The sequence below is a fragment of the Pseudomonas sp. Larv2_ips genome (genome assembly GCF_963879675.1).
Taxonomy (GTDB): domain Bacteria; phylum Pseudomonadota; class Gammaproteobacteria; order Pseudomonadales; family Pseudomonadaceae; genus Aquipseudomonas.
This window is the reverse complement of sequence record NZ_CAWOAW010000027.1, coordinates 1,558,054-1,577,931: the sequence shown is the minus strand read 5'-3', so window position 1 is coordinate 1,577,931 and position 19,878 is coordinate 1,558,054. Positions and strand designations below refer to the sequence as shown.

12 protein-coding genes are annotated in these 19,878 nt (G+C 62.4%); 6 read left to right on the top strand and 6 right to left on the bottom strand.

What is annotated here, in order from left to right; translation table 11 throughout:
• Window positions 1-72 precede the first annotated feature (72 nt).
• The gene (locus tag AACV02_RS24045; protein ID WP_119742396.1) at window positions 73-1,257 is read right to left on the bottom strand and encodes a thiolase family protein; all 1,185 of its coding nucleotides are present in this window, start codon (window positions 1,255-1,257) and stop codon (window positions 73-75) included.
• Window positions 1,258-1,577: 320 nt separating this feature from the next.
• Window positions 1,578-3,095, bottom strand: a complete 1,518-nt coding sequence (gene pap / locus AACV02_RS24040; RefSeq protein WP_119742394.1) for a polyphosphate:AMP phosphotransferase — start codon at window positions 3,093-3,095, stop codon at window positions 1,578-1,580.
• A 155-nt stretch (window positions 3,096-3,250) separates the two neighbouring features.
• On the opposite strand from pap, the gene mnmC reads away from it, so the two are divergent.
• Window positions 3,251-5,239, top strand: a complete 1,989-nt coding sequence (gene mnmC / locus AACV02_RS24035; RefSeq protein ID WP_119742392.1) for a bifunctional tRNA (5-methylaminomethyl-2-thiouridine)(34)-methyltransferase MnmD/FAD-dependent 5-carboxymethylaminomethyl-2-thiouridine(34) oxidoreductase MnmC — start codon at window positions 3,251-3,253, stop codon at window positions 5,237-5,239.
• A gap of 11 nt (window positions 5,240-5,250) precedes the next feature.
• Here mnmC and AACV02_RS24030 read toward each other — a convergent pair whose 3' ends face one another.
• The gene (locus AACV02_RS24030; RefSeq protein WP_119742390.1) at window positions 5,251-10,080 is read right to left on the bottom strand and encodes an NEL-type E3 ubiquitin ligase domain-containing protein; all 4,830 of its coding nucleotides are present in this window, start codon (window positions 10,078-10,080) and stop codon (window positions 5,251-5,253) included.
• A gap of 310 nt (window positions 10,081-10,390) precedes the next feature.
• On the opposite strand from AACV02_RS24030, the gene AACV02_RS24025 reads away from it, so the two are divergent.
• From AACV02_RS24025 to AACV02_RS24010, 4 genes are all read left to right on the top strand, one after another.
• Window positions 10,391-12,163: an N-acetylglutaminylglutamine amidotransferase gene (locus tag AACV02_RS24025; protein WP_119742388.1), complete on the top strand. Its 1,773-nt coding sequence runs from the start codon at window positions 10,391-10,393 to the stop codon at window positions 12,161-12,163.
• Between the two features lie 3 nt (window positions 12,164-12,166).
• Window positions 12,167-13,915: an N-acetylglutaminylglutamine synthetase gene (gene ngg, locus AACV02_RS24020; RefSeq protein ID WP_106576547.1), complete on the top strand. Its 1,749-nt coding sequence runs from the start codon at window positions 12,167-12,169 to the stop codon at window positions 13,913-13,915.
• 315 nt (window positions 13,916-14,230) lie between these two features.
• Window positions 14,231-15,415: an osmoprotectant NAGGN system M42 family peptidase gene (locus AACV02_RS24015; RefSeq protein ID WP_106576546.1), complete on the top strand. Its 1,185-nt coding sequence runs from the start codon at window positions 14,231-14,233 to the stop codon at window positions 15,413-15,415.
• A 73-nt stretch (window positions 15,416-15,488) separates the two neighbouring features.
• Window positions 15,489-15,716, top strand: a complete 228-nt coding sequence (locus AACV02_RS24010) for a YheU family protein (protein ID WP_064453367.1) — start codon at window positions 15,489-15,491, stop codon at window positions 15,714-15,716.
• Window positions 15,717-15,723: 7 nt separating this feature from the next.
• Here AACV02_RS24010 and csrA read toward each other — a convergent pair whose 3' ends face one another.
• Window positions 15,724-15,915, bottom strand: a complete 192-nt coding sequence (gene csrA, locus AACV02_RS24005) for a carbon storage regulator CsrA (RefSeq protein WP_106576545.1) — start codon at window positions 15,913-15,915, stop codon at window positions 15,724-15,726.
• A gap of 228 nt (window positions 15,916-16,143) precedes the next feature.
• Entirely contained in the window at window positions 16,144-16,959 is an 816-nt protein-coding gene (locus tag AACV02_RS24000; protein WP_106576544.1) for an SDR family oxidoreductase, read from the bottom strand.
• A 330-nt stretch (window positions 16,960-17,289) separates the two neighbouring features.
• On the opposite strand from AACV02_RS24000, the gene AACV02_RS23995 reads away from it, so the two are divergent.
• Window positions 17,290-17,442 (top strand): DUF3309 family protein, encoded by a 153-nt coding sequence (locus AACV02_RS23995; RefSeq protein ID WP_003236711.1) that lies wholly within the window; start codon window positions 17,290-17,292, stop codon window positions 17,440-17,442.
• A gap of 54 nt (window positions 17,443-17,496) precedes the next feature.
• On the opposite strand, the gene AACV02_RS23990 is transcribed toward AACV02_RS23995, so the two are convergent.
• Entirely contained in the window at window positions 17,497-19,584 is a 2,088-nt protein-coding gene (locus tag AACV02_RS23990) for an LTA synthase family protein (RefSeq protein ID WP_106576543.1), read from the bottom strand.
• Window positions 19,585-19,878: the final 294 nt, after the last annotated feature.

The window sequence follows — 19,878 nt, the reverse complement described above, 5'->3', positions numbered from 1 at the left end:
GTGTTGACTGATCCACCGCTTTCGCGAGCAAGCCCGCTCCCACATTTTTAAGCCGGGTTTCTTCAGTGGGACCTAGCGTACGGCTTCGAAGAGCCCGGTGGCGCCCATGCCGCCGCCTACGCACATGGTGACCACGCCGTAACGCAGGTTGCGCCGTTGCAGCTCGCGCACCAAATGCCCGACTTGTCGCGAACCGGTCATGCCGAACGGGTGCCCGATGGAGATCGAGCCGCCATTGACGTTGTATTTGGCGTTGTCGATCTCCAGGCGGTCGCGCGCATACAGGCACTGCGAGGCAAACGCCTCGTTGAGTTCCCACAGGTCGATATCCGCTACCTCCAAGCCCTTGGCCTTGAGCAACTTGGGCACCGAGAACACCGGGCCAATGCCCATCTCGTCCGGCTCGCAACCGGCCACGGTAAACCCGCGGAAAAACGCCTTGGGCTTGAGCCCCAGCGCCAGGGCTTTTTCCAGGCTCATCACCAGTGTCATCGACGCGCCATCGGACAGCTGCGAGGAATTGCCAGCCGTCACCGAACCGTCTTCGGCAAACACCGGTTTGAGCCCTTGCAGGCTGGCCAGCGTGGTGTCCGGGCGGTTGCAGTCATCGCGATCCACCACGCCTTCAAGGATCTGCACCGCGCCGGTGTGCTTATCCTCGACCTTGTACGTGACCGCCATCGGCACGATTTCATCGTCGAACAACCCGTCGGCCTGGGCCTGCGCGGTGCGCTGCTGGCTCTGCAGGGCGTAACGGTCCTGCGCTTCGCGGCTGACGTTATAGCGCCGCGCGACGATTTCGGCGGTCTGGCCCATCGGGAAGTAGATGCCCGGCACCTGCTCTTGCAGCAGCGGGTTGATCAGGTTGTCGGTGTTGACGCTTTTGAGGGTCAGGCTGATCGATTCAACGCCACCGGCGACGATGATGTCGCTGCAACCCGAGGCGATCTGGTTGGCCGCGATCGCGATCGCCTGCAAGCCTGAGGAACAGAACCGGTTGAGGGTCATGCCTGCCGTGCCCGTGCCCAATTGCGAGAGCACTGCCACATTGCGCCCGATGTTGTAGCCCTGCGCGCCTTCGTTGGAACCGGCACCGACGATGCAATCCTCGACCGTCGCCGGGTCGATGCCATTGCGGCTCAGCAGTGCATTCACGCAATGGGCCGCCATGTCGTCGGGACGGGTCTGGTTGAACTTGCCACGAAAGGATTTGGCCAGGCCGGTTCGCACACTGTCGACGATCACTACTTCACGCATGGGCTACCTCGATCTTGTCGTTGTTGGGAGATCAACCGAGGATAAATCCACGCCCTCCCCACCGCGATGATCATTCACCCCGCCTATACAAAAGCATGGCGATGAGCAGACTGGTTCTGCCAAGTGGGATGGTGTGGCGGACACGCTCACTGTGGCGAGCAGGCTTGCCCTGCGTTGGGGCGCGAAGCGGCCCTGATGCAGACGCCGCGTACTTTCATTTAGAACGCATTGACCGACTATGGGGCCGCTTCGCAGCCCAACGCAGGGCAAGCTTGCTCGCCACGACAAGCTGCCTCGCCATAGGTCAGCGCTCGCCAACGCTATTTTTTCTTTTTCTTCTTGTCGTGCTTGTCGGTTTTGTCGAACGCCTCTTCCAGCGCGCGGTTGATGGTGCGCAGCACCTTGACCCGCGCCCAGCGCTTGTCGTTGGCTTCGACCAGCGTCCAGGGCGAGATTTCAGTGCTGGTACGGTCGACCATGTCGCCCACGGCGGCACGGTAGTCATCCCACTTGTCGCGATTGCGCCAGTCGTCTTCAGTAATTTTGAAGCGCTTGAACGGGATGTTCTCGCGGGCCTGGAAGCGCTCCAGCTGGGTGTCCTTGTCAATCGCCAGCCAGAACTTGACCACGATCACACCGGCATCGCGCAACTGCTCTTCAAAGTCATTGATCTCGCCGTAGGCGCGCATCCAGTCCGCCGGGGTGCAGAAACCTTCGATGCGCTCCACCAGCACGCGCCCGTACCACGAGCGGTCGAACACCGTGAACATGCCGCGCGCCGGAATCTTCTGCCAGAACCGCCACAGGTACGGTTGGGCACGCTCGTCTTCACTTGGCGCGGCAATCGGCACGATGTGGTACTGACGCGGGTCCAGCGCCGCCGCCACACGCCGGATCGCCCCGCCCTTGCCCGCCGCATCGTTGCCTTCGAACACGGTGACCAGCGCGTGTTTGCGCATGCGTTTGTCACGCATCAGGCCGGAGAAACGCGCCTGCTCGGTGATCAGCTGTTCTTCGTAATCGTCCTTGTCCAGGCTCAAGGTCATGTCGAGGCTGTCGAGCAGGCTCTTCTGATCCACCGAGGCCAACAACGGCGCCGGGTTCATGCCGCTGGCCTTGCCCTTGGGCAACTTCAGTGCATTTTGCAGGCCCTCGAGCAGGATCTTGCCCACGGTGAGGCTGCGGTAGTGCGCATCGACCCCTTCGATCACATGCCACGGCGCGTAGTCGCGGCTGGTGCGGCGCAGGATGCGCTCACCAAAATGCACAAATTTGTCGTAGGTCTCGGACTGCTGCCAGTCCAGCGGGCTGATGCGCCAGCTGTGCAGTGGGTCATCGGCCAACGCCTTGAGCCGCGCTTTCATCTGTTTCTTGGACAGGTGAAACCAGAACTTGAAGATCAGCGCGCCTTCGTCGCAGAGCATTTTTTCCAGGCGTTCGGCACCGGCGATGGCCTGGTCCAGGCGTGCATCCTTGATCTCGCCGTGCACGCGGCTTTGCAGCATCTGGCTGTACCAATTGCCGAAAAAAATGCCCATGCGGCCTTTGGCCGGCAATTGCCGCCAGTAGCGCCAGGCCGGTGGGCGCGCCAGTTCTTCGTCGGTCTGCTGGTCAAAGGTACGCACTTCGATCAGGCGCGGGTCCATCCATTCGTTAAGCAGCTTGACGGTCTCGCCCTTGCCGGCGCCCTCAATGCCGTTGATCAAGATAATCACCGGGAAGCGCTTCTGCTGCTGCAGCTCGTACTGCACTTCCAGCAACGCTTCGCGCAGGGCCGGCACTTCGGCTTCATAGGTGTCTTTGTCGATGGCGTGACCGATTTCGGCGGATTCGAACATGGGCAGCTCCGTTTCAAGTTGGATCAAGACTAGCGGATTGGGCAACAACGCGCGGGAGGAAATTCCACGCCAACGTGCCGTGGGTCAATTCAAAGCCCATTGATCGGCTAGAATGGCCGCCTTGCTTTTGCCTGCTATTATTTTCTGAGCCGCCCATGAACCCCATCACCCACGCCCAGCTCGACTGGGACGACCAAGGTCGCCCGCACTCGCGGGTGTTCGACGATGTGTATTTTTCCGACCAGTCGGGCCTTGAAGAAACCCGCTACGTGTTCCTCGAACAGAACCGTCTGCAGACGCGCTTTGCCGCCCTGCCGGTGAACGGGCGGTTGGTGATTGGCGAAACGGGGTTTGGCACCGGCTTGAACTTTCTGTGCGCCTGGCAGCTGTTCGAACAGCATGCGGTGCCGGGCGCGCGCCTGCATTTTGTCAGCGTGGAAAAGTACCCGCTGAGCCACGCCGACCTGCAACGCGCCCTCGCCCTCTGGCCAGAGCTTGCGCCCTTCGCCGAGCAACTGCTGGCGCACTACATTGCCATCCACCCAGGCTTCCAGCGGCTGGTGCTGGATAACGGCCGCGTGACGCTGACCCTGTTGATCGGCGATGCCCTGGAGCAGTTGCCACAACTGGATGCCCAGGTCGATGCGTGGTTTCTCGACGGCTTCGCCCCGGCAAAAAATCCCGACATGTGGACCGCCGAACTGTTTGCCGAACTGGCCCGCCTGGCGGCACCCGGTTCGACCATCAGCACCTTCACCAGCACCGGCTGGGTACGCCGGTTGATCAACGCCGCCGGGTTCAAGATGAAACGCACGCCAGGCATCGGGCATAAGTGGGAGATCCTGCGCGGTGAATTCCTCGGTTGGCCGGCCGAAACGCCGCCACCTGCCCATAGCAAACCGTGGTTCGCCCGCCCGGCGCCGGTGCCCGGTGAGCGCAGCGCCCTGGTGATCGGCGGCGGCCTGGCCGGGTGTGCCACGGCGGCCAGTCTGGCGGCACGTGGCTGGCGTGTGAGCCTGCTGGAGCGCCACGGCGCGTTGGCACAGGAAGCCTCGGGCAACCCGCAAGGCGTGCTTTACCTCAAGCTCTCGGCTCATGGCACGGCGCTTTCGCAGCTGATCCTCAGCGGCTTCGGCCATACGCGGCGCTTGCTTGAGCACCTGCAGCGCGGCGTCGATTGGGACGGTTGCGGCGTGCTGCAACTGGCCTTCAATGCCAAGGAAGCCGAGCGCCAGGCCCAGTTGGCCGCCGCGTTTGCGCCGGGCCTGCTGCACCTGCTTGATCAGGCTCAAGCTCAGGCGCGCGCCGGCGTGGCGCTCGAACACGGCGGGCTGTTTTACCCCGAGGGCGGCTGGGTGCACCCGCCGGCATTATGCCAATGGCAAGCGCAGCACCCGTTGATCGACGTGCTGCCTCATCACGAAGCCCTTGAGTTGCAGCGCGTTGACGGTCAATGGCAAGCCCTGGCCGGCGACACCCTGCTGGCGAGCGCGAGCGTGGTGGTGCTGGCAGGTGCCGCCGAGATCAAGCGGTTTGCGTTCAGTGCCGACCTGCCGCTCAAACGCATTCGCGGGCAGATCACACGGCTGGCAGAAACGACGGCGAGCCAGGCGCTGGCCACCGTGGTGTGCGCCGAAGGCTATGTCGCCCCTGCGCGCCTGGGTGAACACACCCTGGGCGCCAGCTTCGACTTCAAGAGCGACGACCTGACGCCCACCGCCGCCGAGCACGCCGGCAATCTGGCGATGCTGCGGGAAATCTCCCTCGACCTGGCCGACCGTCTCGGCGCCGATGCCTGCTCTGCCGAGCAGCTTGAAGGCCGCGCCGCATTCCGCTGCACCAGCCCCGACTACCTACCGATTGTCGGGCCGCTGGCCGAACGCGAGGCCTTCGATCAGGCCTACGCGGCCCTGCGCAAGGACGCCCGCCACGTGCCGCCCACACCCTGCCCGTGGCTGGACGGCGTGTACATCAACAGCGGCCACGGCTCACGTGGCCTGGTGACCGCGCCGCTGTGTGCCGAGCTGCTGGCGGCCTGGCTGGACGCCGAACCCTTGCCCTTGCCCAGCAGCGTGGCCGAGGCTTGCCACCCCAACCGTTTTGCCGTGCGCGCGCTGATTCGCAGCAACGCCGGCAAGCCTTAGACCTGGCTGAATCACGGCATCACACAGGGCGACAGATCGCCGAGTTTCAGCGCCTCCTTGGTCAGGCGCTCAGCTTCGCCCCTATGCGCCGCCTGCTGTTCGCGCAGGATCTGGTTCATCTGGTCAAGGTAGTCGGCGTCGTTGAGCGCGGTGCTTTTTTCAAAGACCGCCTGGAGGCGCTGGTCATAGGGCTCGCTCAACGCCTCGAACGATTGGCTGAAGGCGACTTTCAAGTGACTGTCCCATAACGGCAGCTCCACCAGGTAGTTCAAGAGCTTGGTTGAGCGCTCTGCCGCCCGGAGTTGTTCTTCGGCAGTGTTCAGCGCTTCTACCGTGACGCCGCCCAGGCGGGCAAAGCGCATGTGCAGGGGCTGACCGGGCAAATGAAACTTGCTGGCCAGCCCTGTTCGGTAGGCCAGGCTGACCTCCAGCGGGTCAGCCTCCGGGTGCTGCTGACTGTGCGTGCGTGCGTAGCTGTCCAACTGATCCAGACGAAACAGGCCCTTGGCCAACTTCAGCAGCGGCTTGGCGGTCAGCTTGCCCCCTTCGACGCCTTTGGCAGCTTCGTGGATCTCCACCAGCACCTCAAGGTTGCTGAAGTTCAGCGCCGCGCTGTCATCGCAATTGACCGGCGTGGCGGCCCGGTCAAAAATCTCATCGCGCAGCTGCGCGTCATTTCCGGCCGCCTCCAGCACCCGCCAAACGCGTCGTTCCAGGTCCTCACGCACCAGTTGAGCATCGCCGGTGCCGCCCAGTTCGGCCAATAACCTGAACAGGCTCTCGGACTCTGGCTCATGCTTGAGTCCCGTCCAAACCGTCTCTTTTTGCGTGTAGCGCGCAACCGCGCTATCGGCCAGCCATAACTCCCGGGCTTTCTGCTCGTTGAGGCGAGCGAGGTCATCTTCCAAAAAGCCCATGCCTATGCCGGTTTGGCTTCGATAGTCGGCCAGTGTTTTTCGGCTGGCTTCATCCAGCGGGTTGTGGCGCAGGTTGATGGCTTCAGCCACAGGGCGTGGCGCGGTGGGCAGCCAGCCAGGCAAGGCGAGGATATCGTTGTCGCGCAGGTCGAGGTAATGCAGGTAAGGCAAGCGCGGTACCCCAGCAGGAAACGCGCGCAGGCGACAATGACGCAACATCAGCTCACGCAACTCGAACATGTGGCCAACGGCAGGCGGATCAACCAACGGGTTGTTGTTCAGGTTCAATACCTGCAAGCCTCGCAGGTCAGCCAGCTTGGCGTGGGTGTATTCGGTGAGTTGCAGGTGGTTGTCGTTGAGGTACAGGCGTTTGAGCGCGGGCATCTGTGACAGTACTTCCGGCAGGCGTGTCACCTCGTTGCTGCGCAGTTCCAACGCCTCGAGCTGCTTGAAGTGTTTGAGAAAATACGCCACGTCATCGTCGAGCCCCATTCTGTTCAACGACAACTGCCGGATATGGGCAAAGCTGACCGGCGCCGGCAAGGTCGGCAGTCGGCCCACGGCCAGGCCATCGAGTACCAGGCTTGGGACCTTTACCCCACTGGCATCGGGCAACAGGAGCCGCTGTCGCCAGCCGTCCTCAATGGCCTGCATCGCCTGATGACGGGCCAGGCGGTAATCCGCCTGGGGATGAGGTAAACCGGCGAGGGATGTCTCGTCATTGCGCCACGCCTTGAGCGCCCGATGCAGGGCCTCGAACTGTCGCTCCAGCGCCTCCACGGCCTGGGCGCGCGCCAGGTGATCGGGGCCTTGCCCGTCCAGGAACGTCGCCACCTGCCGTTCGTCAAAACCGGGATACAGCCTGTTGACCTTGCGCACCAGCGCCACCGGGTGCCGCGTCGAACGCACCATGGCCTGCGCGCACAGCTCCGGCGCCGCTTCGGGGAGTGCACGCTCGGGCCACAGATGGCGTGACAGCACGTGGCGCTCTTGCTCGGCGCACGCCTGGAGCGCGTCGCGCAATCGACTGGCACGCTCTGCCCCCGAGAGGTTCAGTGCTGCCAATTGCGCAGCCGACAAGGTGGCAAGCAGAGCCTGGTAAAACCCTTCAGGGCCTGAGGCCTTTTCGCCCAGCGGCGCACCTTTATCGTCGAACGCCTGCACCCCATCGCCGGCCTCGACCAGTGTGCGCCGCCACCGTGCATGCTGGCTGCCGGAGGTGCCTATCAGCTCGCCGATCAAACTGTCCCGGCGTACCTGCACGTGCAAATCCTGCGGCCATCCCGCGACCTTCGCCAGCAGGTGCACGGCCAGCCGTCGCGAGGGGGCGCTGGCCAGCTCCGGCAGGTGAAGGCCGATCAGCGCCTGGTCTTCTTCCTGCACCGCCAACGCTTCGCGTGCCCGTTGTGCGAGCAACAGCGGCACGCGCCGGGTGCTGCGCAGTTGCCAGCGATGCACGGTTGACGTCTTGGACAGCAACTCCCTGGCGATGCGATTGGGCACGCTTGGGAAATGCGCCTTGAGCAACCCGTGATCTGAATGGGTAATGCCATCCGCGTCCTGATACAGCTGCTGGAAAACCTCTCGGTGGGTGCGTTTGAGCGAGGCCAGTAACTGGCGCGCAAGCACCGCGCCCTGCTCATCTGGCGCTACCGAGCCCCCCAGCAAGGTGTCGATCTCGTCCGGCGGCAGAACGTCGAGCAGCGTCGCCATCACTGCGCCGTCTTTGAGCGCCTGTTCAGTGATGTGGATGCTCAAGTGTCCATGCTCGAATGTGGCGCTGCCGGGAAAGCGTTCGAGCCGCGCCCCTTGGCGGTCCAGTACCTCGAAAAACCGTCCCTGCGGCCAACCTGGCATCAGCGGCAACGCCAGCAACTGAACGCGCGCGGTGCTTGCATCCGGCCATGGCTGATGCTCCAGCTGCCAGATCAGATCGCGGACTTGCTGGTTCAAGGCGAAACGCGCCACGCAGTCGTTGAAGCGCTCCGGCAGCGGCCTGTTTTGCAGGGCCAGGGCGTGCAGGCGGGAGGGGCGCATGTCGACAATGCTCGCCACGTAGTTCAATTGCTCGGGGGGCAACGCGGCCAGGCGCGGGTTAAGCCGAGTGAGAATGTAGGACGGGGAGCCCCATTCCTGGGGGTGTTCGAACGCAAACCGCCAACCGCCCTGGCGGTTGTGCAGCAGGCGCGGACGATAGGCCGTAGTCCGCGTCGGGTGAAGGGCGTGCCAGTAACCCGACCGCGCATCGTAGGCCACCGCGTACACCACCCCCATGATCCTGACATAGGAATGACCGCCGGCCTGATAGATCCCACGGCTATTGGCCACCGTCAGGGCGTCGACATCCAGCGTCCGGCCGTAAGGCTTGAGCCGCCGACGCCACAAGCGAGGACCGGCATCCGGCAGCTGCACCGCTTCGACTGCCTCGAAGAACTCTGCGGGATTGGACTTGAACCCCCTGAACACCTTGCCTGCCACCTTCACACCGTCCGCGAACACGGCCATGGCCGCCAGGTTTTCAGCCACATTGACCAAATGTTCCAGGCCCTCGGCCTGGTCGCTATGAGTCCATTCATCCACCCCGTCGAAGACCTCGGCGAGCATCTGGCCGACGGCGACGCCCAACATCAATTGCCCGAGCACCGGCACCATCAGGCCGGCGATGTTCAGCATATTCAGGCCCGCCTCCAGATAGCCTTGTAGGCGTTTCTGCCGCGCCTCCTCATCCACTTGCGCCGTCGGCACGGCCAATGCAACGGCGTCCAGCTGGATCTTGCGGGTCAAGGCGCCGAAAAAGAACGGTTCCAGGCCGGTGTCCACCGCCACGGGCTCCACGCGTTCGAGTGTCCTGCGTTGGTCAAAACGCTGGAAAAAACCGAACCGCTCGGCCTCATCCAGGTAGCGCGTGAAGAAGCTGCGATAGGCCGGAACCTGAAGCTTGAGCGTCAGGTAGGCGATCAGGTCCCCCAGCGTGGGGTATTCGTACCACGGGCGCCCGGGCTCGCCTGGCATATACACCAGCAAGGGCCCCTCAGCAAAGCCGTGCGTGGTGGCATGGCCGAACACCAGCACGCTCCACAGGCAGGCGCCATGCACATTCATCCCTTGCCAGACCAGCGGCTTTTCATGGAACAACACATGCTGCAGGTTCCGCGCGGGCAAGCGAGCATTGAGCAGGGCTTGCAACGCGGTATAGCCGGACTCGCTGATATCGCCCTTGCCATGGGCAATCTGCAAGTCGATTTGCATGTCCTTGATCTTGCACTGGCCGACCTCGCCGACCACCGGGTTGTAGGCCCGTTCAGCGCCGTCCTCGTCGTCGCTCCCCGCGAGGTTAAACACCTCACGCAGGTGCCGCTGATAGGCCGCGCCCAGGTCCAGTTCGCGGCAGTACCGCGCAAAGGCTCCAGCGCTGAGCGTTGACACGTTCTGGCCTGCCGCGCCCGTTCGAATCACCGCGCCTGCGGGCAGCCCCCCCGCCTCGGCCTGGTCCAGGGTAAAATTCTGCATAGCCGCCTGCAGCAGGTGGTGCTTGTCCATGGACATCGTCTGCAGCCGTACGCCACGGCCGACGGTCAACGCGGCGAAGTGCCGATTGGGCAACTCCAGCCAGTCACGTTCGACATCCAGCCCGGCATGCCCCTTGGCTGCCAAGAGCGCCTTGAGTCGCTCGGCACAAAACGACCTGAGCGGCGTTATACGGCGCAACAGGCTCGCGGCCCGCTCGCGGGGTTGCTGACTGCTGGCATGCGCCGCTTCCAGCGCCTGGCGCGTTGGGGCGGCGGCACTTACCAGCCATGGGGGCAGCGTATGCTGCAGCACCCTGGCCTTGTCCAGGTCGCCGGTGATTTCCAGCAGTGCAGCGGTGATTTTCTCCTGAGAGACAGGCGCGGCGGCCTGGCTTACAGCCGGTTGTTGGGTCATCGGCAACAGTCCTTATTGCGTTGGATAATGACCCGGACAATAACCCTCACGCCGGCAATGAAAGGTTCAAATAGGCGCTCGATATCGCGACGCATCCCCCCACTTTTTGCATCCGTGATTGACCTATCTACCGACCATTGACTGGCGCCCCGCTGGCACGCGACGTGGCTTGCGGCCACTCAAGGCTCCTTGCCTTATAACGTATTGTTCTAAAACTCCGTGAATCTGCTCGGGTCAGTCTCTGGGTACCCACCCTTTTGGTGCGGTGCCATTTTTGTCTGTCCCCAACGGAAAAACCGGTAAGGAATATATGTGCGGATTAGCTGGCGAGTTACGTTTTGATCACCAACCTGCCGACCTGGCAGCGGTGGAGCGGATCACCCATCATTTGGCACCACGCGGTCCTGACGCGTGGGGCTTCCACGCCCAAGGGCCGATTGCCCTGGGCCATCGACGCTTGAAAATCATGGACCTGTCGGACGGCTCGGCCCAACCGATGGTCGACGCCCAACTGGGGCTGTCCCTGGCCTTCAATGGCGCGATCTACAACTTCCCGGAATTGCGTGAAGAGCTGGAAGCCCTCGGCTACGCCTTCTATTCCGGTGGTGACACCGAAGTGCTGCTCAAGGGCTACCACGCCTGGGGCGAAGCACTGCTGCCCAAGCTCAATGGCATGTTTGCGTTTGCCATTTGGGAGCGCGACGCCCAGCGCCTGTTTATCGCCCGTGACCGCCTGGGTGTTAAACCTTTGTACCTGTCGCGCACCGGCCAGCGCCTGCGCTTCGCCTCGGCACTGCCGGCATTGCTCAAGGGCGGCGACATCAACCCGATGCTTGATCCGGTCGCGCTGAATCACTACCTGAACTTCCACGCCGTAGTACCGGCACCGCGCACGTTGCTGGCAGGCATTGAAAAACTGCCGCCGGCCAGCTGGATGCGCATCGACGCCAACGGCAAGATCGAACAGAAAACCTGGTGGACGCTGCCCTACGGTCCCCATGACGATGAAAAAAACCTGACCCTGGAAGACTGGACCGACCGCGTGCTCGACAGCACCCGCGAAGCCGTGGCCATTCGCCAACGCGCCGCCGTGGATGTCGGCGTGCTGCTCTCCGGCGGTGTCGATTCGAGCATGCTCGTGGGCCTGCTGCGTGAAGTCGGCGTGCAGGACCTGTCGACCTTCTCCATCGGCTTTGAAGACGCCGGCGGCGAGCGCGGCGACGAATTCCAGTATTCGGATCTGATCGCCAAGCACTACGGCACCCGTCACCATCAACTGCGCATCGCCGAAAGCGAGATCATCGAGCAACTGCCCGCCGCGTTCCGTGCCATGAGCGAGCCGATGGTCAGCCACGACTGCATCGCCTTCTACCTGCTGTCGCGGGAAGTGGCCAAGCATTGCAAAGTGGTGCAAAGCGGCCAGGGCGCCGATGAGCTCTTCGCCGGTTACCACTGGTACCCGCAAGTGGATGGCGCCAGCGATCCCTATGCCGCCTACCGCGATGCCTTTTTCGACCGCAGCTACGACGACTACGCGGCCACCGTCGCCCCCAAATGGCTGACCGCCAACGACGCTGCCGGTGACTTCGTGCGCGAGCATTTCGCCATGCCGGGCGCCGACGCCGCCGTGGACAAGGCGCTGCGCCTGGACAGTACGGTGATGCTGGTGGACGACCCGGTAAAACGCGTCGACAACATGACCATGGCCTGGGGCCTGGAAGCACGCACGCCGTTTCTGGACTACCGCCTTGTCGAATTGTCGGCCCGTGTGCCCGGCAAATTCAAATTGCCCGACGGTGGCAAGCAAGTCTTGAAAGAAGCCGCGCGCCGCGTGATCCCGAGTGAAGTCATCGACCGCAAAAAAGGCTACTTCCCGGTGCCGGGCCTCAAGCACTTGCAGGGCGACACCCTGAACTGGGTGCGTGAACTGCTGCTGGACCCAAGCCAGGATCGCGGCCTGTTCAACCCGGCCATGCTGGATCGCCTGCTGACTGACCCACAAGGTCAACTGACGCCGCTGCGCGGTTCAAAGCTGTGGCAACTGGCGGCGCTGAACCTGTGGCTCAGCGAACAAGGAATCTGATTGATGAAACCTCTTGCAGCGGCTTACAGCCAACGCTTGCTGAAGGGCCAGGCGCCGACCTACGAGCGCCTGCAGGCCCGCCTGGCTGAAGATGGCAGCCCGTTGGGCGCCGAACCGATTGCCGTGCATTGCGGATGGGGCCGGTTGTTGATCGGCCATACCTTCCCGGACCCGGCAAGCCTGGCCCAGGAACTGCTCAAGGAACAGCCTGGCGAGCGTGACATCGCCCTGTACGTGGCAGCGCCCCAGCAGATTCTGGGGATCGACCCGCAGCAGTTGTTCCTTGACCCCTCCGACACCCTGCGCCTGTGGTTCAGCGACTATCGCCCCGCTACCCGCGTGTTTCGCGGTTTTCGGATTCGCCGGGTACAGACCGAAGCCGATTGGGCGGCGGTCAACGTGCTCTACCAGGGGCGCGGCATGTTGCCGGTCGACGCTGAACGCCTGACCCCGCGCCATCAAGGCGGCCCGGTGTATTGGCTGGCCGAAGACGAAGACAGCGGCGCGGTGATCGGCAGCGTGATGGGCCTGAACCATCAGAAGGCCTTTCACGACCCGGAAAACGGCTGCAGCCTCTGGTGCCTGGCGGTTGATCCGCAGTGCACGCGCCCTGGCGTGGGAGAGGTGCTGGTGCGCCACTTGGTGGAGCACTTCATGAGCCGCGGCTTGAGCTATCTCGACCTGTCGGTGCTGCACGATAACCGTCAGGCCAAGAGCCTCTACGCCAAGCTGGGTTTTCGCGCGCTGACCACCTTTGCGATCAAACGCAAAAATGGCATCAACCAGCCGCTGTTTCTCGGCCCGGGCCCGCAGGCCGGCTTCAATCCCTATGCGCGCATCATTGTCGAGGAAGCCCACCGACGCGGCATCGATGTGCACGTGGATGACGCCGATGCCGGCCTGTTCACCCTCAGCCATGGCGGGCGCCGCGTGCGTTGCCGTGAATCGTTGAGCGACCTGACCAGCGCCATCAGCATGACCTTGTGCCAGGACAAGAGCCTGACCCACAAGGTGCTCAAAGCCGCCGGTTTGAACCTGCCGTCGCAGCAATTGGCGGGCAGTGCCGACGACAACCTGGAGTTTCTCGACGAACATCAGCGCATCGTGGTCAAGCCGCTGGATGGCGAGCAAGGCCAGGGCGTGGCGGTGGATTTGCAGACCATCGAGGACGTGCAGAAAGCCATTGAAACAGCGCGCCAGTTCGACAGCCGCGTGTTGCTCGAGAGCTTCCATGAAGGCCTCGACCTGCGCATTCTGGTGATCGGTTTTGAAGTGGTTGCCGCTGCGATTCGGCGCCCGGCCGAGGTGACCGGCGACGGCCAGCACTCCATCGGCGCCTTGATCGAAGCCCAAAGCCGTCGTCGCCAAGCGGCCACTGACGGTGAAAGCAAGATCCCGCTGGACGCCGAAACCCAACGCACCCTGCACGCCGCCGGTTTTGACTACAGCAGCATCCTGCCGCGTGGCCAGACCCTGGCCGTGCGCCGCACCGCCAACCTGCACACCGGCGGCTGCCTGGAAGACGTCACGGCGATTTTGCACCCCACATTGGTGGACGCTGCCGTGCGTGCGGCGCGTGCGCTGGACATTCCCATGGTGGGCCTGGACCTGATGGTGCCTGCCGCCGATCAACCCGAGTATGTGTTTATCGAAGCCAACGAACGGGCCGGGCTGGCCAACCATGAGCCGCAACCGACGGCGGAGAAGTTTGTGGATTTGCTGTTTCCGCACAGTCAGCCGACCGCCCAATAACCTGTGGCGAGCAGATCTCGTAGGGCAAGCCCGCTTGTTGTGGCGAGCGGGCCTGCTGTGGCGAGCAGGCTTGTTGTGGCGAGCGGGCTTGCCCCGCGTTGGGGCGCGAAGCGGCCCTGACCCCGGCACCCCAGTCTTTCAGCCATAACGCGTTGGCAGGTTTTGGGGCCGCTTCGCAGCCCAACGCGGGGCAAGCCCGCTCGCCACATCAAGCCCGCCCGCCACACGACAGGCCCGCTTGCCGCCATGAGCCGTCCGCCACATCAGGCCCGCTCGCCACACAAATCCGCTCGCCCCCATTCATCAGGAGTCTTTATGAGCCGAACCATCCCAGAACCGGATCTCACCTACCTGCAGAAGGTGCTGCTGGAAATGCTCGCCATTCCCAGCCCTACCGGCTTCACCGACACCATCGTGCGCTACGTCGCCGAGCGCCTGGAAGAGCTGGGGATCCCCTTTGAGATGACCCGGCGCGGCACGATTCGCGCCACCCTCAAGGGCCAGAAAAACAGCCCCGACCGTGCCGTCTCGGCCCACTTGGACACCATCGGCGCCGCCGTGCGTGCGATCAAGGACAACGGCCGCCTGACCCTGGCGCCCGTCGGTTGCTGGTCCAGCCGTTTTGCCGAAGGCAGTCGCGTCAGCCTGTTCACCGACAACGGCGTGATCCGTGGCAGTGTGCTGCCGCTGATGGCCTCCGGGCATGCCTTCAACACCGCCGTGGATGAAATGCCGGTGAGTTGGGACCATGTCGAACTGCGCCTGGACGCCTACTGTGCCACCCGCGCCGACTGCGATTCGCTGGGCATCAGTATTGGTGACTACGTGGCGTTTGACCCGCTGCCCGAGTTCACCGACAGCGGCCACATCAGCGCGCGCCATCTGGACGATAAAGCCGGCGTGGCTGCACTGCTCGCCGCGCTCAAGGCGATCATCGACAGCGGCGAACCGTTGCTGATCGACTGTCACCCGCTGTTTACCATCACCGAAGAGACCGGCAGCGGCGCCGCCGCGGCATTGCCTTGGGACGTGAGTGAATTTGTCGGCATCGACATCGCTCCGGTCGCGCCCGGTCAGCATTCGAGCGAACACGCAGTGAGTGTGGCGATGCAGGATTCCGGCGGGCCGTACGACTATCACCTGTCCCGGCATTTGTTGCGCCTGGCCTCGGACAACGACCTGCCCGTGCGTCGCGACCTGTTCCGCTATTACTTCAGCGACGCGCATTCGGCGGTCACCGCCGGGCACGACATTCGCACCGCCCTGCTGGCGTTCGGTTGCGATGCAACCCACGGCTACGAGCGCACGCACATCGACAGCCTGGCGGCATTGAGTCGCCTGCTGAGCGCGTACATCCTCAGCCCGCCGGTCTTTGCCAGCGATGCGCAACCGGCGCAGGGTTCGCTGGACCGCTTCAGTCATCAGATCGAGCACGAAACGCAGATGGAGAGCGATACACGAGTGCCCTCGGTGGACAGTCTGGTAGGTCAGAAGTCCTGAGGCTGGCAACCTGATACTGGCAAGACGGGTCCCGGCGCAGTAGCATCGCCGGGATTCCACCTCTGAGGCTTTTATGCTGATTCCCTACGACGCACTTGAAGTCGACACCCTGACCCGGCTCATCGAAGACTTCGTCACCCGCGATGGCACTGACAATGGCGATGAAACGCCCTTGGAGACCCGCGTGCTGCGCGTGCGCCAGGCGCTGACCAAAGGGCAGGCGCTGATTGTGTTCGACCCTGAAAGCGAGCAATGCCAGTTGATGCTCAAGCACGACGTGCCCAAGCATCTGTTCGATTGAGGAAGCTCTAGGGGTTGGTTTCAGGTTGCGTGGCTTGGCGCTCGAGGATTTTCTGATACACCTCGGCGCGGTGCACATTGACCCCTACCGGTGCCTGGATGCCGAATTTCACCTGGGTTCCGTTCAGCTCGAGGATATGCAAGGCGATGTCATCGCCGATGGAAATGATTTCGCCTACGGCGCGGCTTAAGACCAGCATGGCGGTTGTCCTTTTGGAGTGACAGGACCTTGACCATGCGCGCTCGGAGGGGGTGCGACAATGGCTTGCCACTAAATCAGGCGAGACCTACGCGGGCTGGTAATTTGCCTGACAGACATCAGCTGCATCGGGCTGGTCGGGTACCTATCCGTTACCGGGTTGACGCCGGGTGAAGCGCCATCCAGCGGCGCCGCTACCGGCATAACGCCTAGGTACACGTCCAACACTTCAAGCCTTAACCGCCTGAGCCTTGGCCCGCATCTTGTCTGCCATGCTGGTCATCTCGTCATACAGCACCTGCGGATTTTTCTGCTTCAACGCCCAGGCCATGCGCCCCTGCTCGTGCGGCAAAATCATGAATTCGCCCTGTGCCACACGCTGGTAGATATAGTCGGCAATGTCAGCCGCCGAAATGGGCGAACTCTCCAGCAGCTTGCCCACCTGCGCCTTCATCGCCGGGGTCGGCCCGCGAAACGAATCCAGCAAGTTGGTCTGGAAAAACGACGGGCACACCACGTGCACGCCAATTTCCTGATGCTTGAGCTCGACCAGCAAGCTCTCCGACAACGCCACCACCCCAGCCTTTGCCACGTTGTAATTACTCATGGCCGGCCCCTGCATCAATGCCGCCATCGAGGCAATATTGATGATGCGGCCCCTGCTCTTCTCCAACAACGGCAGGAACGCCTTGCAGCCCTTGACCACGCCCATCAGGTTAATCGCGATCTGCCAGTCCCAATCTTCCAGCGACAATTCGGCAAAGAAGCCTCCCGACGCTACGCCGGCGTTGTTGACGATCACATCGATACCGCCCAATTTCACCTCGCACGCCTGTGCAAAGGCGGTGAGCTGGCTGTAATCACGCACATCGCAGCGCTGCACAAACCCATCGCCACCCGCCTCGCGCACCAGTTTGAGCGTTTCCTGCAGGCCCGGCTCGCTGACATCCGACAAGGCCAACTGCCAACCCTCACGGGCCCAGCGCAGCGCGATTTCGCGGCCCAGGCCGGACCCGGCGCCGGTGATCATCATGCGATTTTGCATAGGAAATAAGCCTTGTGGTTCACGTAGGAAGTGATCGGCAGTGTAGCGAAGGTTTTTCCGACACCCACGCACCATCCAATTGATGAATACCTCGGGAAAACCTGAGGCCCGGTGAGAGGATGGCTTATAGCGTAAGTTCAATAATTTTCAACTAAGCGCACGTAATTGCGAACGCATTAAAAGAAATAAGCAACTTTGCAAAATGCTTTAAAAAAGCAGGGAATTTTCTTCGAAGTGACAGAGTCGGAGTTATTAAGGCGTCCGTACTTAAACCCACGGGCCTGTCGTTAATAACCGGTCTTTTCAGAAGGCCCTATAAGGAAAAAAACCATGAGCCTCATTCTGATCATTATCTTGATCCTGCTGTTGGTCGGCGGCCTGCCGGTGTTCCCGCACTCGCGTAACTGGGGCTATGGCCCGTCGGGTATCCTGGGCGTTGTCCTGGTAGTGCTGGTGGTACTGTTGCTGCTCGGTCGGATATAAATTCCGCACAAAAAAAGAGGCCTCATTGAGGCCTCTTTTTTTATGCCCGGTTAATTAATCCGGTTTGCCGTCAATCACGCCGGCAGTGTTATCCAACAGGCTCTTGGTGGCCGTCTGCAGGAACGACTCGAGTTTCTGCTTCAGCGCCGCCTCGTCCGGTGACTCGGGAATCACTTTACCGGTCGGGTTCGCGCCCAGTTCATATTCCCACAGCTTGGGTGGCATCTCCTTGGGCAGTACCAGAATGCGGTCTGCGGTAACCAGCGCCACCGTCTGATCGCTACCCGAAGGCTTGATCACGCCAAAGCCCTTGTCGCCTTCCGGCAGGTTCAGCAGGTCACGGCCCCAGCACTGGTGCAGGGTGTCGCCACCGAGGCGGCCCATGATGGTCGGCACGATGTCGATCTGAGTGCCCACGGTGTGGTCACGCTCGCCGAACTTCTCCTGCATGCCCGGCGCAATCATCAGCATCGGCACGTTGAAGCGGCCCAGGTCCATTTCGGTGATCTGCTGCTCGTTGCCAAAACCATGGTCGCCCACAATCACGAACAGGGTTTCCTTGAAGTACGGCTCTTTACGGGCCTTTTCAAAGAACTGGCCCAAGGCCCAGTCGGAGTAACGCATGGCCGTCAAATGCTCGTTGAGGCTGCCACGGTCGGTGACTTTCTCGACCGGCAATGGCGTCGGCAACGCGTACGGCGTGTGGTTGGACAGGGTTTGCAGCAGTGCGTAGAACGGCTTGCCGCCTTCGCGGGCTTTCAACTCTTCCAGGCCACGGTTGAACATGTCCTGGTCGGACACGCCCCACGTCGGGTCGGAGAACACCGGGTTGACGAAGTCATTACGCCCGATGAAGTTGGTCATGCCCTGGTTGCTGAAGAAGCCCGACTGGTTGTCCCAGGCGAAATCGCCGTTGTAGACATACACGTCGTCAAACTTGCGCGCGCTGAGCAACTGCGGCAGGCCCGACAGCTTGTGGCTGCCTTCCGGGGTCTGCATCAGGTATTCGAAGCCTGGCAGGTTCGGGAAGCACGCCATGGTCGCGAACATGCCCTGGTGGGTGTGCGTGCCGTTGGAGAAGAAGCGGTCGAACAGCAAGCCTTCCTTGGACAACTTGTCGAAGTACGGCGTGATGTTGCCCGGGCGGCCCAGGGCGCCCACCGAGTGACCGGCGAAGCTTTCCATCAGGATGACCACGACGTTCTTGATCGGCAGAGTCTTCTCGGCCGGTGGCGTGTAGTCACGGCGCACGGCGGCGGTGTCGGTATCCACCAGTTTCTCTTGCGGCAGCACCAGCATGTCACGCACGGTCTGGGTGGCCAGCGGCTGGTCCAGGGTGGCCTTCCAGATGTTGGAGCGTTCCTCGGAGAAGCGCGCCTTGGCTGCAGCGATCAGCGACAGCGTGCCGTTGAGGCCCAACTGGTTGGCGAAGTTCGATTCGGTGGTGTAGACATCACCCCAACGCAGCGGCGGGCCCTGGCGCAAGGTGCCGCGGATGGCGACCACGGCGATCAACAGGCAGACCACAAACACGGCGATGCGGCTGTACCACGGCGCCACTTGGCGGGTACCGATGCTGCCGCCGCTGAACGGGCCGCGGGGGCGCGTTGCACGGTCGGCACCTTTGAAGGCCATGCTCAGGATCAGCGTGCCCACAGCCCAGGCCAGCAGGTAACGCACAACCGGGAAACCGTACCAGAGCATGCTCATCACGGTTTTCGGGTCTTCCTTTACATACTGGAAGACCAGGCCGTTGAGGCGCTGGTGGAATTCGCGGTAGAAGTCCATTTCCATCAGGCCCAGGAACAGGGCAATGCTGGACGCGACGGTCAACCACAAACGGAAGAAACCGCGTGCCGCCATCGCCCGTACGCTGAACAAGGCCAGCAGCAGCGGGACCAGCACGTACATCACCAGGCGTATGTCAAAACGCAGCCCGTTGGCGAACGCTTCCAGGAACGTCGAGGCCGGCGTGTCGAGGATCATCTCGCGGTTGTAGACCAGCAGCGCCAGGCGCAGCAGGGAGAACATCACCATCATGACCAATGCGCAGAGCAGCGTGTACGCCAGATGGGATTTGACGGTCGGTTGCAGCAGGCGATTTGAAGCTCGCTGCTGACTCAGGGCGTCCGGGTTTGCCATGTCGTTTCAGGACCCATTGGAAGTTTAAGTTGCGAAAAAATGCAGTGGCGTCCGTCCCTCGCCCAGGCTGGCTGGGGTAGGCGGTTAACGCGGTGGCGCAAATGGTGCCCGATCAATGGCATCAACGCTATTAATTACTGAACGTGCGCCGCGCTTGTACCTTTAACGGCACTCGAGATAGAGCCTTGGCAGCGTGATAAAGCCGGCGAATTGTCTTGGAAAAGATGTGAAAATTTCGTGCAGCGAATACTTTCGACACACAAAACGCTAAATACCCTGGAAACGAATGTGGGA

What these genes read in the sequence shown, in the direction of transcription:
- AACV02_RS24025 (WP_119742388.1), top strand. Translation starts at nt 10,391, where the DNA reads ATGTGCGGATTAGCTGGCGAGTTACGTTTTGATCACCAACCTGCCGAC.
- csrA (WP_106576545.1), bottom strand. Translation starts at nt 15,915, where the DNA reads ATGCTGGTCTTAAGCCGCGCCGTAGGCGAAATCATTTCCATCGGCGAT.
- ngg (WP_106576547.1), top strand. Translation starts at nt 12,167, where the DNA reads ATGAAACCTCTTGCAGCGGCTTACAGCCAACGCTTGCTGAAGGGCCAG.
- AACV02_RS24015 (WP_106576546.1), top strand. Translation starts at nt 14,231, where the DNA reads ATGAGCCGAACCATCCCAGAACCGGATCTCACCTACCTGCAGAAGGTG.
- AACV02_RS24045 (WP_119742396.1), bottom strand. Translation starts at nt 1,257, where the DNA reads ATGCGTGAAGTAGTGATCGTCGACAGTGTGCGAACCGGCCTGGCCAAA.
- AACV02_RS24010 (WP_064453367.1), top strand. Translation starts at nt 15,489, where the DNA reads ATGCTGATTCCCTACGACGCACTTGAAGTCGACACCCTGACCCGGCTC.
- AACV02_RS23990 (WP_106576543.1), bottom strand. Translation starts at nt 19,584, where the DNA reads ATGGCAAACCCGGACGCCCTGAGTCAGCAGCGAGCTTCAAATCGCCTG.
- pap (WP_119742394.1), bottom strand. Translation starts at nt 3,095, where the DNA reads ATGTTCGAATCCGCCGAAATCGGTCACGCCATCGACAAAGACACCTAT.
- mnmC (WP_119742392.1), top strand. Translation starts at nt 3,251, where the DNA reads ATGAACCCCATCACCCACGCCCAGCTCGACTGGGACGACCAAGGTCGC.
- AACV02_RS23995 (WP_003236711.1), top strand. Translation starts at nt 17,290, where the DNA reads ATGAGCCTCATTCTGATCATTATCTTGATCCTGCTGTTGGTCGGCGGC.
- AACV02_RS24030 (WP_119742390.1), bottom strand. Translation starts at nt 10,080, where the DNA reads ATGACCCAACAACCGGCTGTAAGCCAGGCCGCCGCGCCTGTCTCTCAG.
- AACV02_RS24000 (WP_106576544.1), bottom strand. Translation starts at nt 16,959, where the DNA reads ATGCAAAATCGCATGATGATCACCGGCGCCGGGTCCGGCCTGGGCCGC.